At 46.2% G+C, this 13,141-nt stretch carries 15 protein-coding genes; 9 read left to right on the forward strand and 6 right to left on the reverse strand.

Translation table 11 applies throughout. The features are described 5' to 3' along the window. Window positions 1-124: 124 nt before the first annotated feature. The gene (locus tag J3U64_RS02980; RefSeq protein WP_100139779.1) at window positions 125-376 is read left to right on the forward strand and encodes a GlsB/YeaQ/YmgE family stress response membrane protein; all 252 of its coding nucleotides are present in this window, start codon (window positions 125-127) and stop codon (window positions 374-376) included. Window positions 377-434: 58 nt separating this feature from the next. Here J3U64_RS02980 and J3U64_RS02985 read toward each other — a convergent pair whose 3' ends face one another. Both J3U64_RS02985 and alaS read right to left on the reverse strand, forming a co-directional pair. Then, complete coding sequence (locus J3U64_RS02985) at window positions 435-1,052, reverse strand: MlaC/ttg2D family ABC transporter substrate-binding protein (RefSeq protein WP_100139778.1); 618 nt, start codon at window positions 1,050-1,052, stop codon at window positions 435-437. 87 nt (window positions 1,053-1,139) lie between these two features. Next, window positions 1,140-3,767, reverse strand: coding sequence for an alanine--tRNA ligase (gene alaS / locus J3U64_RS02990; RefSeq protein ID WP_267408228.1), 2,628 nt, complete (start codon window positions 3,765-3,767; stop codon window positions 1,140-1,142). Between alaS and J3U64_RS02995 the strand changes: the two genes are divergently transcribed. Continuing rightward, a complete protein-coding gene (locus J3U64_RS02995) occupies window positions 3,766-4,035 on the forward strand; it encodes a hypothetical protein (protein WP_100152267.1) in 270 nt (89 codons plus the stop codon). The genes alaS and J3U64_RS02995 overlap by 2 nt on opposite strands. 55 nt (window positions 4,036-4,090) lie before the next feature. Further along, window positions 4,091-5,254, forward strand: coding sequence for a polyamine ABC transporter substrate-binding protein (locus tag J3U64_RS03000; RefSeq protein WP_267391268.1), 1,164 nt, complete (start codon window positions 4,091-4,093; stop codon window positions 5,252-5,254). Window positions 5,255-5,341: 87 nt separating this feature from the next. Here the strand turns inward: J3U64_RS03000 and J3U64_RS03005 are convergent, their stop codons facing one another. Next, entirely contained in the window at window positions 5,342-5,839 is a 498-nt protein-coding gene (locus J3U64_RS03005) for a hypothetical protein (RefSeq protein WP_267391269.1), read from the reverse strand. 238 nt (window positions 5,840-6,077) lie between these two features. On the opposite strand from J3U64_RS03005, the gene J3U64_RS03010 reads away from it, so the two are divergent. After that, complete coding sequence (locus J3U64_RS03010; protein ID WP_267408229.1) at window positions 6,078-6,713, forward strand: flavin prenyltransferase UbiX; 636 nt, start codon at window positions 6,078-6,080, stop codon at window positions 6,711-6,713. A 199-nt stretch (window positions 6,714-6,912) separates the two neighbouring features. Continuing rightward, window positions 6,913-7,488, forward strand: coding sequence for a hypothetical protein (locus tag J3U64_RS03015; protein WP_267391271.1), 576 nt, complete (start codon window positions 6,913-6,915; stop codon window positions 7,486-7,488). Window positions 7,489-7,497: 9 nt separating this feature from the next. On the opposite strand, the gene J3U64_RS03020 is transcribed toward J3U64_RS03015, so the two are convergent. Beyond that, complete coding sequence (locus J3U64_RS03020; RefSeq protein WP_267408230.1) at window positions 7,498-7,890, reverse strand: Lrp/AsnC family transcriptional regulator; 393 nt, start codon at window positions 7,888-7,890, stop codon at window positions 7,498-7,500. Window positions 7,891-7,995: 105 nt separating this feature from the next. On the opposite strand from J3U64_RS03020, the gene J3U64_RS03025 reads away from it, so the two are divergent. Continuing rightward, the gene (locus tag J3U64_RS03025; RefSeq protein ID WP_267408231.1) at window positions 7,996-8,553 is read left to right on the forward strand and encodes a cysteine hydrolase family protein; all 558 of its coding nucleotides are present in this window, start codon (window positions 7,996-7,998) and stop codon (window positions 8,551-8,553) included. A gap of 328 nt (window positions 8,554-8,881) precedes the next feature. Here J3U64_RS03025 and J3U64_RS03030 read toward each other — a convergent pair whose 3' ends face one another. Further along, window positions 8,882-9,811, reverse strand: coding sequence for a peptidoglycan DD-metalloendopeptidase family protein (locus J3U64_RS03030; RefSeq protein WP_100139770.1), 930 nt, complete (start codon window positions 9,809-9,811; stop codon window positions 8,882-8,884). 144 nt (window positions 9,812-9,955) lie between these two features. Beyond that, window positions 9,956-10,840 (reverse strand): 16S rRNA (cytidine(1402)-2'-O)-methyltransferase, encoded by an 885-nt coding sequence (rsmI, locus tag J3U64_RS03035; protein ID WP_267408232.1) that lies wholly within the window; start codon window positions 10,838-10,840, stop codon window positions 9,956-9,958. Between the two features lie 239 nt (window positions 10,841-11,079). Between rsmI and J3U64_RS03040 the strand changes: the two genes are divergently transcribed. The 3 genes from J3U64_RS03040 to J3U64_RS03050 all read left to right on the forward strand — a co-directional run bounded on the left by J3U64_RS03040 (window position 11,080) and on the right by J3U64_RS03050 (window position 12,993). Next, window positions 11,080-11,667, forward strand: coding sequence for a D-sedoheptulose-7-phosphate isomerase (locus tag J3U64_RS03040; protein WP_267408233.1), 588 nt, complete (start codon window positions 11,080-11,082; stop codon window positions 11,665-11,667). A 31-nt stretch (window positions 11,668-11,698) separates the two neighbouring features. Continuing rightward, the gene (locus tag J3U64_RS03045; RefSeq protein WP_267408234.1) at window positions 11,699-12,325 is read left to right on the forward strand and encodes a BON domain-containing protein; all 627 of its coding nucleotides are present in this window, start codon (window positions 11,699-11,701) and stop codon (window positions 12,323-12,325) included. A 143-nt stretch (window positions 12,326-12,468) separates the two neighbouring features. Continuing rightward, window positions 12,469-12,993: a hypothetical protein gene (locus J3U64_RS03050; RefSeq protein WP_267391277.1), complete on the forward strand. Its 525-nt coding sequence runs from the start codon at window positions 12,469-12,471 to the stop codon at window positions 12,991-12,993. The last annotated feature ends 148 nt before the right edge of the window (window positions 12,994-13,141 follow it).

The raw sequence follows: 13,141 nt of genomic DNA on the forward strand, positions 1-13,141 counted from the left end.
TAACATACTGATAACACGTATTTATTTAAAATAAGCATTTCAATTAGTGATTTTACATCAATAACGAACATCTCATAAGTTTCAAGGATTAAGATAAAGTTTCCTTATTTTCAGGGAGTACAACATGGGCTTAATCTGGACAATTGTAGTAGGTTTCATTATTGGCGTAATTGCCAAATTGATTTATCCAGGCAAACAACAAATTGGCTGGATCGTTACCACACTACTGGGTATTGGTGGTTCCTTACTCGCTGGATATGTTGGTCAGGCTTTTGGCTGGTATCATGCAGGAGAAAAAGCCGGTTTAATCGCTTCGATTATCTTCGCCTGTATTATTTTGTTTATTTACGGCAAAATTAAAAACCGGCCATTATAGAATAAAAAAAACGGTGACGAATACATTATTCGCCACCATTTTTTCAACAAATATATCTTTACTTCTTCATCTGCACCTTTCCCAGCCCCTTTTCCCGAAGTTGAGCAATCGTTGCATCAATACCCTGCTGCTGAATTAACTGATCAAACTGATTACGGTAGACCGTCACTAAACTAGTGCCGTTCACACGGAAATTATAAATCTTAAATACCCCATTAGAATAATACATTTGATAACCCACGGTATAATGTTTATCACTGGCACTGACAATCTCAGTGAAGGTTTCCAGTTTGTTATTACCCTGATTCACCACTTTGGGCAGGACTTTTACCGTTGCATTGCTGGCACCCATCAAAGCAGAATGTGCGTAAATTCGTACAATCATATTCTTGAAAGCCGCGCTGAAATCCTGCCGCTGCTGCGCAGTAAATTGCCGCCACGGCAACCCTACTGCCAAAGCTGATATACGCTCGTAATCCAAATACTGATCCGCATAGCGCTCAATCTGACTGATTCGCTGCTGCTCATTCAGACTTTTGTCACGTGCTACCGACAACACCGCATCCACATTCTGCTGCAATTGCTGTTGCGCCAGCTGTTCTTGCGTAGCGGCAAACGTACACACCGATACCATCAGCATCCACGCAGCCAGACAAGCTTTAACATACCTCTGCATTTTTCATTCTCCTATTGGTAAGCAAAAAAAACGGCTTATGTAATTATCTTCCATAAACCGTTTGCTGTTTTCATCTGCGAAATATCTCTACACTGCTTTAGCAGCTAACCAGTCAGTTACACTGGCCAGTGCCTTCGGCAACGCTGCCACATCATGGCCACCTGCCTGTGCCAAATCAGGACGGCCACCGCCTTTTCCACCAACCTGCGCAGCCACATAATTAACCAGCTCTCCTGCTTTAACTGTTTTACTCAGGGCTTTCGATACACCTGCAGTAACGGCAATTTTACCATCATTTACAGCAGCCAAAACCACCACAATATTCTCACCTTGTGAAACCAAATCAGCAGCGATATCGCGCAACGCACTACTGTCAGCATCGATCTGGTTCAGTATTAGCCGCGCAGTGCCCACAGCCTGAGCCTGTGCCAGCAGCGCACTGCCCGCGTGTTTGGCTAGCTCTGTTCTGGCTTCGCTCAGTGCTTTTTCCAGCTGTTTCATTTGGCTGTGCATGCTTTGCAGTTTAGGCACTAGGTCTTCAGCAGTCTGAGCCTTCACCTCCACTACTGCGGCTTTCAGCAAATCTTCCTGCTGTTGTACATACTGTAGCGCATTCAAGCCGGTTACCGCCTCAATGCGACGTACACCGGCGGCAATACCACTCTCAGATACTATCTTGAACAGGCCGATATCACCGGTACGTGCCACATGAGTACCACCACACAGCTCGGTAGAAAATTCACCCATGCTCAATACACGCACTTCATCACCGTATTTCTCACCAAATAGCGCCATGGCACCAGCGGCAATGGCATCATCAAAACTCATATTCTGAGCACACACTGGCACATTGGCCACAATAGCCTGATTTACACGGCGTTCCACTTCTGCCAATTGGGCGATGGTTACCGGCTGCGTATGTGAGAAATCAAAGCGTGTACGCTCTGCATTCACTAGCGAGCCTTTCTGCTCAACATGCGTACCCAGCACTTCACGCAGGGCACGATGCATCAGATGAGTCGCACTGTGGTTACGCATACTCGCTTCACGCAAAGTACTATCTACCTGAGCAGTAACCGCATCGCCAACTTTCAGGCTGCCAGAAACCATTTCTCCAAACTGACTAAACACTTTTGCCTTAATTTTCTGCGTGTCATCTACTTGAAAACGGTTTTCACCAGCAAAAATATAGCCCATATCACCTGTCTGACCACCAGATTCGGCATAAAATGGCGTGAAATCAATCACCACGGCACCAGTTTCACCTGCGTGCAACTGTTCAACTGCCTCACCGTCTTTATACAAAGCCAAAATCGTGCTTTCATTCTGACGCTCATGATAACCAGTGAATTCAGTATCTGCTCCATCATAAGCCAACTGGGTATTGGCTTTGAAATTCTGCGCCGCACGCGCACGCGCACGCTGAGCAGCCATTTCGCGCTCAAACCCTGCTTCGTCCAGACTAATATTGCGTTCACGGGCAATATCAGCAGTTAAATCATAAGGGAATCCATAAGTATCATACAGCTTGAAAATCACTTCACCGGCAAGCGTATTACCACCATCCTGCAAAGCATTTTCCAATAAGGCCATACCCGTTTCTAGCGTCTGCGCAAAACGGCTTTCTTCTTGTTTCAGCACCTCGCTGATTTGTGCCTGTTTTTCTACCAGTTCTGGATAGGACGCACCCATTTCCTGCACCAGATCAGCTACCAGCAAATGGAAAAACGCCTGTTTACAGCCCAGTTTGTAGCCATGGCGTACCGCGCGGCGAATAATGCGCCGCAATACATAGCCACGTCCTTCATTGCTCGGCAGTACACCATCAGCAATCAAAAAGGCACAAGAGCGGATATGGTCGGCAATCACCTTCAGGCTGGGTACTTCCTGACTGTAAGGCACGCCAACCACACGAGCTACAGCATGCAGTAAATGCACAAACAAATCGATTTCATAATTACTGTGCACCTGCTGCAATACCGCAGACACGCGCTCTAGTCCCATACCGGTATCGACCGAAGGTTTTGGCAGCGGATTCATATTGCCGTTTTCATCGCGGTTATACTGCATAAACACACAGTTCCAGATTTCGATAAAACGGTCACCATCTTCCTCAGGGCTACCCGGAGGGCCTCCCCAAATATGTTCACCATGGTCGTAAAAAATTTCTGAGCATGGACCACAAGGGCCAGTATCACCCATCTGCCAGAAATTATCCGAAGCATAGCGCGCACCTTTATTGTCGCCAATGCGAATAATTTTTTCTGCCGGTAGGCCGATTTCATTCAACCAAATATTATAGGCTTCATCATCATCTGCATAAACGGTAGCCAGCAGCTTTTCCTTTGGCAGATTAAGCCAATCCTTACTCGTCAGGAATTCCCAAGCAAAATGTAGCGCATCATGTTTGAAATAATCACCAAAGCTGAAATTGCCTAGCATTTCAAAAAACGTATGATGACGCGCAGTGTAGCCTACATTTTCCAGATCGTTGTGCTTACCACCGGCGCGTACACATTTCTGTGCCGTGGTTGCGCGACTGTACGGACGCTTGTCAAAACCCAGAAACACATCTTTAAACTGATTCATGCCTGCGTTGGTAAACAACAGGGTTTTATCATCCTGAGGTGGAACCAGCGAAGAAGACGGCACCACCTGATGCCCCTTACTGGCAAAAAATTTAAGAAAATTAGAACGTAAATCTGCTGTTTTCATGGTAGTTTCAGTTGAGCGGGCGATTAATCGTATTCAGGCAGTCTGTATACACACAGACTGCCTGAATATGGATATTAAAAACAGGACACTGGATAAACTATCCCAACTACCGCCCTTGTTAAAATCATGTGCTTATCTTACCGCAGTTTTACGCATAAGCATACCAGAACTGGCTAAAAACCATGCCAAAATGACAAATCCGACAACACCCCTACCCGATTACGGTATAGTTAGCCCTAAGCACACAGAATATGAAGTTACAAGGTGATCATACCCCATCACCATGCCAGCCTAAAACAGGCGCATCTTTGAAAAGGACAAACATGAAAAACACAGCCAGCCTGAGTTTATCCAGTTTGATTTTATGCATACTGGCCGCCTGCAGCGGTTCTCATGAAAATAGCGGCACCAAGCCGGCTTCTGCCGTAGCGGCCAGCAGCACCGGCACATTGAACGAAACTAAAACACTGAAAATCTACAATTGGTCTGATTATGTGGACCCAAAAACCATCAGTGAATTTGAAAAGAAATACGGCATAAAAGTTACCTACAACTATTATGACAGCGACGAAACACTAGAAAGCAAAATCCTAACCGGACAGTCTGGCTACGACATCGTTGGACCGTCCAACTCCTTTGTCGGCCGACAGATTAAAGCTGGCGCTTATCAGCCGCTAGACAAGAGTCTGATACCCAACTGGAAAAACATTAACCCGAAATTACTTGATTTATTAAAAGATGTCGATCCGGGCAACCAATATGCTGTCCCCAATTACTGGGGTATGAATACCATCGCCATCAACATTGAGAAAGTCAATGCCGCACTGGGTGACACCCCAATGCCAGAAAATAGCTGGGATCTGGTTTTCAATCCGAAATATACAGACAAACTAAAAAGCTGCGGCATCAGCTACATGGACAGCCCTGTAGAAATGATTCCGCTGGCACTGCACTATGCAGGTAAAGATCCCAACAGCCAAAGCAAAGACGATATAGACATGGCTGCCAATCTCATCAAAGCCAACCGCAGCAACGTGCTGCGCTACTCTTCTTCAGGCTACATCGACGATCTAGCTCGAGGAGATGTCTGCGTGGCCATCGGCTTTGGTGGCGATTTAAATATCGCCAAACGTCGTCGGCTAGAAGCCACCGGTAAAAAAGATATTCAAGTTTTAGTTCCTGAACAAGGCGTATCTCTATGGGTGGATACTCTGGCCATTCCCAAAGATGCCGCCAACTTGAAAAATGCTTACCGCTATCTAAACTGGGTTCTCGAACCCCAGATTGCTGCCCGCAATGGCAACCATGTCACCTATGCACCCGCCAGCCTGCCAGCAAAACAACTGATGAAAAAAGAATATCGCGAAGACAGCAGCATCTTCCCATCAGATGAAGTGCTGGCCAACAGCTATCTCGTTTTACCGGCCAAATCCGATACTCTGAAATACGAATTGCGCTTATGGCAAAATCTCAAAGCAGGCAAATAAACCATTAGCCACTATTTGCTCAATACAAAACCCCTCATTTCTGAGGGGTTTTGTATTGCCGGCCGCCGAGGCAGAAATTTTCCACGGCTAACGACAAAGCTCAGGGAATTTCCGCCATGCCTGCGACAACGTCATACCATTTGCATATAAATTAACCGTACTCTGCGCCATACCCGCTTTAACCACATCTATCTGCAATCCTTCTTTACCGGTAAATGGATTAACCAGCGCCAGCGTCTGGCTACCATTCGGATAACTGCTTATTCGATAAAATTCACGTGGAAGATTAAAGCGAGACTGCAACTTATCGTGCAAACACTTGCTGACTTCGATAGCAGGCCGGTCAATATTCAGGCTCACTTCCGGCGGAGTACTACGTTCCGGTTTCAGCACCGTGACATCTTTTGTGACTACCGCACAACGAAAACCTTTACTGCCTATGGGCTGGTCAGCCTGCAATAAAGCTTTGGCCATAGCCTCTGAATCACATTCGCGCTCTTCTTGCGCATAAGGTGTGACCTGAGCACACCCCACCAACATGCTGGCACATAGACAAGGCCACCATAATAAATTCTTCCACAACATGTTTGATTTTCCACTGGATGCCTAGAGGTTCTATGCCAAACTGAACCCAGACATAATTTTTCCCCGCCAACAGGCAGCAGGTTTACTGAATCTGCCCAGTTTTATTAACTTCATGGGCATAACATAATGATTAATTGATTAATCTTTGCCAATGCATAAAACACCTGCATAACAAATGTAATATCGAAAGCAAAGTGGCTATAATAACAGCCATATCTTGCCACACACCAGTCTTATCATGATTTTTTCAGCAGCCCGACCCATAAAAACCGTTACTCTCGCCTTAACCGGCGCTTCAGGCATGCCTTATGCCAAAAGACTACTGGCCTGCCTTTTGCAAGCAAATATCAAAGTCTGGTTATTGTACTCACAAGCTGCACAGATAGTGGCACAGCAGGAAATCAATTGGCATCTACCTACCAACGCCAAGCAATGTACCGCAGCTTTATGTAGTGAATTCAGGGTCGACCCATCTCAACTCACCGCATTTGGCCGTGATGAATGGTTTGCTCCACCCGCCTCCGGTTCTAATCCCGCAGATGCCATGATCATCTGTCCGGCAAGCATGGGCTGTGTTGCCGCCATTGCTGCCGGTACCTCAGATCATTTGCTCGAACGCGCAGCCGATGTTTGCATCAAAGAACAGCGACCACTGATTATCGTACCGCGAGAAACTCCGCTTTCAGCCATTCATCTGGAAAATATGCTTAAACTCGCACGCCTAGGCGTCTGTATCCTACCACCGGTATCGGCTTTCTATCAGCATCCGCAAAGCGTAGCAGATATGGTAGATTTTGTGGTAGCACGTATTCTGGATCAGTTGCAGATTCCGCACCGGCTGATAGCGCGTTGGGGCGAAGAAAATAATTATTGACACCACTCATTGAATGTTTTACTGTATAAAAATGAAAACCAAACACACTTTCTCTTTTGCTTATTATTGGTACCACACCTCGGTGCGGTGCCTTTTTGCGTTTATTTAAAAAAACATAAGCAAAAACAAAGTGAACCGCCCGGCCAATCCGAGGCGGTTTTTTTATACCATAAACGCCTCGTACACTAAGGCAATAACAATGAATCAACAACTATTGGAGAATAAAATGCCGGTATTACCGCAGAAACGAATGCAGCACACTGAAGCACCTGTACCACAACTTCAGCGCTGGTATATGATTGTAGATGGCAATCAGCACCGAAGCGACCTGTTACAGCTTCAGCCACAATTTCAAAGCCCGTATATGCTTAGTGAAGCACTGATTCCACAGCTGCGGATGGTAGCCATGTTAATAGCCGCACAGCGGCTCAGTTCTGATCAACCTACACCAGACATTATCAGTGAAGAAGCAGACTGGTTTGCTGCCCGTATCCTGGTAATGGGCGTGCGCATTTTTCACCTGGATATCACCTTAATCCCCATGCTGAAAACGGCCAATAGCCGCGCCCGTATGTTTGCACAAAAGCACAACCTTCCCTTTACTCAGGCACAAATGCGTATGAGTTTGCATGCCGGCCGGCCGCAACAGATGTTGATTATCGAAACAGAAGCACAATGTGAAGAAGATAAAGGACTGCTACAAAACAGCATCGATTTTGCCCGTATGCATTGTCTGAGCGAAAACAGCATACTGGCTGCCTGCCACCAGATTTAAAACCTGCACTCATTTAATTCTGCGTAGATTGTGACTAACTTTATATCGGGCATACAACGCCACCTGCTGCAAAAACTGCTCCAGTTCTGCAGCAGCAAAACGAGTATGGATAAAATAACAGCCGTCCCCTGTAATTTTGTGCAGAGCCTCTACCGCAGCAAAGCAACTGACCATATTTTCAAATTCCTCAAACCGGCTGCCGTTCATATAAATCGTAATAAACTGTTCTGACTCATAATATTCTGACACCGTGAACCGCTCAATCACGCCTCTATCAAGCAGGCTCTGTACCCTTAGCCCCACTGCCTGACCACTCAGAAATACTTTTTCCCCAACTTCTTTCCATGACATCCGGCTATTGATTTTCAACAAATCCACAATTGCCCGGTCTTTTTTATCCATATTTTCATCCTGAAAATAAATCCTGCCTACTGCTTTCATATACCCGTTCAGTATTGCATGCTAATTACAGATAATAGAAGCCTCACAACAAACATGAAAACATATATGAAACAAGCACTCCTTATCATCGATGTGCAAAATGATTATTTCCCCCAAGGAAAAATGGCATTGCATCAGCCACAAATGGCATTGGAAAATATACTCAGATTGCGCCAACAGTTTCGCCGGCTGCAGCTACCAATATTCTATATTCAACATATCAATATTCGTAATAATGCAACTTTTTTCCTGCCGGATAGCCATGGAATAGAGCTTCATCCACAGCTACTGCCCATCTCCACTCAGACAGAATGGATTATCCGCAAAAATTTCCCCAACAGCTTTGTACAAACCGATCTACTAACGCAGCTACAAAAGCAGGCAGTAGAACAATTGGTTATCTGCGGAATGATGACCCATATCTGCATAGATTCCACTACCCGCCAAGCAGCAGAAATTAATTTTCAACCTATTCTAATTGCCGACGCCTGTGCCACACGTGATCTCGAACTGAATGGCGAGACGATACCGGCAAAAACTGTACAGCATAGCTTTATCGCGGCTTTGAGTTTTTTTGCTGACATCCAGTTCGCCAGCCAGTTCTTAAATCCATCCAATGCCTAAATCATTTCTGAAACTTTTTATTAGCCATCACAAATAAAAAGAAATAACTGCCCGTCTGTTTGACACATAATTGTCAGACAACAAGGCAGTTATCATTCTTCATCCTATTGTTTTTATATTAAAACTGTCAATATATATAGTGATTATTCTGAAATTTTAAAAACAAATATACCGGTACTGTAATATACACAAATAGCCACGGATACCTTTAGTTATTCGCAAAAAATAGATGTAAAATTTCAAATTAACAAAGATAAAAAAGCATCTGTTTACCAAATTCAGAAAACAGATGCTTTTCAGTGCCAATCTGCTGATTGGACTTAATTGCTTACATTGGGATATAGCGGCTTGGGTCCTGCGGCTGACCATTCTCACGTAATTCAAAATGCAGCTGGGTACGCTTAGCATCGGTGCTACCCATCGTGGCAATCTGCTGACCACGTTTCACCTGCTGGCCTTCTTTCACCATAATACTTTGGTTATTGCCATAGGCAGTCAGATAGGTTTGATTATGCTGCACAATAATCAGATTACCATAGCCGCGCAAACCATTACCGGCATACACCACCTTACCGGAAGCGGCGGCCATAATTGGCTGGCCAGCATTGCCACCATAATCGATTCCCTTACTGCTTCCGCCGAAGCTTTGCAGAATATTACCGGCAGTCGGACGCTGCCATTCAATACCGCTTACGCTGCGCACACCACCAGTGCTTACGGTTTTACTTGTTGAGACAGTAGTAGAGCTAGATGGTGTAGTCGTCGTAGTCGTACTGGTGGTCGTTGTCACATTCGCTGTGCTTACCGGCGTCGTTACCGTAGTGGTGGTATTTTTGCTTCCGGCCGGTGCAACATACCCAGCCGGCTTCACCCGCAGCACCTGCCCCAGACGAATATTGTTATCAGCCAGATTATTCCAGGCACGCAAATTATCCTGCGTAATCTGATAACGTTTTGAAATATTGTATACCGTGTCACCACGCTGTACCGTATGCGTAGCAGCATTGATATCAACCGGTGAATAATTGCCTACATAACCAGTGGCTGTGGCGCCAGCATTGGGCGTATAAGCCGGAGGCGTATCTGTCGGTGGTGTATAAGGCGGGGCACCATAAGGATTGTCGGCAGTGGTAGCAGCAGTACCGGCGTTACTGCTGCCCGTTTCTGTCGGTGCTGCCGGTTGTTTGAAAATAGTACAGGCACCTAATGCCAGCACCAGCAAACACCAGCTGGAACGAATTACGTTTTTTTTCAACATAACGGTTTACCTTAAATCATTGCAATGTTCAGGGGGTGCCAGCGCGATAGCGGCGGCAACAGCCAATTCAGACATTATCATAAACAATGCCCAGCATTGTGTAAAATAGCATCAAGGTTAAACTATTTTAACATGTCCTAATAATTATGTATTATTCAGGCTGTTTTTCTCAGCAATTGCCCAGTCATACAGTGCTTTTTTACTCTCACCACTGATTTCCGCAGCCAAAGCGGCGGCTTGCTTGGTAGGCAGTTCCTGCACCAAAATCTGCATCACACGGATTGCCTCAGCAGACAAATCAGCCTGCTTTTCAACTTCGGCCGGATGCAGCACCAATACCATCTCGCCACGTTTCTGATTAGCATCCGTCTGTAAAACCGTCTGGATATGCGCCACCGTACCCGTTATATAAGTTTCATGAGTTTTACTAATTTCACGCGCCAAAAGCATACTACGCAGAGGATACAACACAGCCATCTGTGCCAGCGTATCCATAATCCGGTGCGGAGTTTCAAACATCACCACCGGACAAACTGCTTTTTGCCACTCCTTTAAACGCTGCTGACGTTCGCCACTTTTGGCCGGCACAAAACCTGCAAAATAAAAATCAGATTCCGTCACTCCAGCCACGCTTAAAGCAGCCATCACCGCGCTAGGACCAGCCACAGGTGATACCATAAATCCAGCTTCTCGCACCCGCGTAACTAAACGGGCACCGGGGTCACAAATCGCCGGTGTACCGGCATCCGAAACCTGTGCCACAACTTCTCCTGCTGCCAGTGCATCAATCACCCGCTGCGCCATACTTTGCTCATTCTGCTCACGCACACTAATCAGCCTGCCCGAAATACCATAAGCCCGCAGCAATTGCTGAGTTACCCGCGTATCTTCGGCACAAATCAAATCAGCTCGCGACAACACAGCCAGAGCATGAAAGCTTAGATCAGCCAGATTACCAATTGGAGTAGCCACTACATAAAGGGTTTGCGGTACAATGCTGGCAACAGCTTTCTGGTAATGGACTTGCATTTATCAATCCGTAATCTGGTTAAGTGATCATTTAAGTGTCAAGGCAGAATACCGGCAGCACTCAGCCTTAAATGAATACTATACCACGATGTCACATTGCATTCGTATTCAAGCACCAACCAGAAATACCTAACCACCACTAGAAATACTATTTAACCGAACAACGGGCACATTATCCGGCTGCCTTATCGGCTCAAAACACAAAGCGCAAATTCATATTAATTGACACATAAACTTATATGACAGAACCCATTTCCGCCCATCAACACTTTGTCGATAGCGCCCAGCTACTAAACGAATGCGCTGATTTATTGGCAGAACCCATTGCCGAAGTGGCTCATGGCATTCTCATGGCTCTGATGAGCGATGGCAAACTGCTGATAGCCGGCAATGGCGCCTATGCTTCTCTGGCCAACACACTGGCCGCTTATATGGTTACCCGCCTGCAACAGGATCGCATGGCTCTGGCTGCCTTATCTCTCTGTACCAATCCTTCCGTAATCAGCACGCTAACAGATAGCGAACCCAAAGATGTCTTTGCTAAACAGATTCATGCGCTCGGCAAACAGCACGATATGCTGTGCGTACTCTCTGCCGATGGCCAGAGCCTAAATCTCGTCAGTGCAATCAAAACTGCCCACGAACGCGATATGCGTGTACTGGCCATTACCGGCGGCAGTGGTGGCGAAGTAGCCGCCTTACTACGCGATGATGATCTGTGGCTAAACGTCCCTGGAGACCATCCCCTGCGCGTACTTGAAGCACATCAGGTTACCATTCATGCCCTGTGTGCACAGATTGACCAATTATTGCTCGGTGGTTTATAAACAGCATCAATACATATTACAGGTGTAACTCATGAAAAAATACTTGTCTGCCCTGGCATTGGGGCTGTGTCTGACCACCACCCTCACCGGATGTCCGGCTGTTCTGGTAGGCGGAGCTGCCGTTGGCACCCTGTCAGTCACCGATCGGCGCACTACCGGCGCTCAGACCGATGACAAAATAATGGAAGTACGCATTCACGATGGCGCCATTTCCTATCTCAACAGCCAAGCACAGGAAAGCAAATTCCAGCCAACCATATCCGTTATCAGCTACAATCGGCAAATCCTGCTACTCGGACTAGTAGCCAACGAAAATGACAAAAATCTCGTGGAACGCGTAGCCCGTGCTCAGCCTGCTGCACAGAAAGTTTACAACTACATAGACATCGCCAGTCAGAACCGTAAATTGAGCCATGTGACGGACGACACATGGATTACATCAAAAGTCCGTTCCAACCTGTTCAATACCAAAGGCGTTTCACCAAATCACGTCAAGGTTGTTACCTTTAACGGTGTTACCTACGTTATGGGTATTCTGACACCAGCAGAACAGCAGGCTGTCACCGCAGCCATCAGCACCACCTCTGGCGTGCAAAAAGTGGTTACTCTATATCAGACCTTTGAAAACACCCCCACTACCACAGCAGCCAATTCCTGATAAGCGTCCAGCTGCTGCAATCAAATGCTCACAAACGGCCGGTTGCAGCAACTAAAAAGTAAAGTATCTGATTAGCGTAAACACAATTTTGCGTATAATAACTGCCTTACACCCGACGATATCCCTTAAAGGATTACCACATCATGAGCACAAAACCCACCGCACCCGAAAGCAAAAACAAAAAAAACGCGGTTAAAGCTGGCCTAAGCACCTTCACTAAAATCCTTCTCAGCCTGTTTCTGATTCTGGCTATTTTTGTTGTCTGGTTTGTTTTTCACGCTTGGCAGGTGCTGAACAATGCACCAGATACAGCCGGCTATGCCTCACAGGCTAGTTTTGAAATTCTTACACCCAATGGTGCTCCCGGAAACAACAATACCACGCAATCACCGGTATTTATTCCCAATGCTACTGTCACCACTGCTTCTGACAGTGATAACAATGACAGCGCCTCAGCTCCGCAGACTCCGGCCACACCTATAAAAAATAGCACTAAGCCAAAAGCCAATGCGGACAACGAAGAATTACAGCCACTGGTACCCACCAATGCACCTGCTGCTACCAACAGAGACAACAATCCGGAAACTCCAGCCGCACCAGCTCCTGCACCTAAACCCAAATCATCCAACAACAGTGCCAATGGCAAACCATTAGACAACCTGTTCTGATAACACTCCGGTATAAACAACAATGCCCGTCTTAAGGACGGGCATTGTTTTTTTGTCAGCTTACATTGAAAACATGCAATCCAGACACCTGCCTGAGCAGCTACTGCAAAATATCGGCAAGAGCATACATATGTAATGGTACATTACA

The sequence above is a fragment of the Snodgrassella sp. B3800 genome, from assembly GCF_026535865.1.
Taxonomy (GTDB): domain Bacteria; phylum Pseudomonadota; class Gammaproteobacteria; order Burkholderiales; family Neisseriaceae; genus Snodgrassella; species Snodgrassella alvi_E.

What these genes read in the sequence shown, in the direction of transcription:
- J3U64_RS02995 (WP_100152267.1), top strand. Translation starts at nt 3,766, where the DNA reads ATGGTAGTTTCAGTTGAGCGGGCGATTAATCGTATTCAGGCAGTCTGT.
- J3U64_RS03005 (WP_267391269.1), bottom strand. Translation starts at nt 5,839, where the DNA reads ATGTTGTGGAAGAATTTATTATGGTGGCCTTGTCTATGTGCCAGCATG.
- J3U64_RS02980 (WP_100139779.1), top strand. Translation starts at nt 125, where the DNA reads ATGGGCTTAATCTGGACAATTGTAGTAGGTTTCATTATTGGCGTAATT.
- J3U64_RS03025 (WP_267408231.1), top strand. Translation starts at nt 7,996, where the DNA reads ATGAAACAAGCACTCCTTATCATCGATGTGCAAAATGATTATTTCCCC.
- J3U64_RS03045 (WP_267408234.1), top strand. Translation starts at nt 11,699, where the DNA reads ATGAAAAAATACTTGTCTGCCCTGGCATTGGGGCTGTGTCTGACCACC.
- rsmI (WP_267408232.1), bottom strand. Translation starts at nt 10,840, where the DNA reads ATGCAAGTCCATTACCAGAAAGCTGTTGCCAGCATTGTACCGCAAACC.
- J3U64_RS02985 (WP_100139778.1), bottom strand. Translation starts at nt 1,052, where the DNA reads ATGCAGAGGTATGTTAAAGCTTGTCTGGCTGCGTGGATGCTGATGGTA.
- J3U64_RS03015 (WP_267391271.1), top strand. Translation starts at nt 6,913, where the DNA reads ATGAATCAACAACTATTGGAGAATAAAATGCCGGTATTACCGCAGAAA.
- J3U64_RS03030 (WP_100139770.1), bottom strand. Translation starts at nt 9,811, where the DNA reads ATGTTGAAAAAAAACGTAATTCGTTCCAGCTGGTGTTTGCTGGTGCTG.
- alaS (WP_267408228.1), bottom strand. Translation starts at nt 3,767, where the DNA reads ATGAAAACAGCAGATTTACGTTCTAATTTTCTTAAATTTTTTGCCAGT.
- J3U64_RS03050 (WP_267391277.1), top strand. Translation starts at nt 12,469, where the DNA reads ATGAGCACAAAACCCACCGCACCCGAAAGCAAAAACAAAAAAAACGCG.
- J3U64_RS03020 (WP_267408230.1), bottom strand. Translation starts at nt 7,890, where the DNA reads ATGGATAAAAAAGACCGGGCAATTGTGGATTTGTTGAAAATCAATAGC.
- J3U64_RS03010 (WP_267408229.1), top strand. Translation starts at nt 6,078, where the DNA reads ATGATTTTTTCAGCAGCCCGACCCATAAAAACCGTTACTCTCGCCTTA.
- J3U64_RS03000 (WP_267391268.1), top strand. Translation starts at nt 4,091, where the DNA reads ATGAAAAACACAGCCAGCCTGAGTTTATCCAGTTTGATTTTATGCATA.
- J3U64_RS03040 (WP_267408233.1), top strand. Translation starts at nt 11,080, where the DNA reads ATGACAGAACCCATTTCCGCCCATCAACACTTTGTCGATAGCGCCCAG.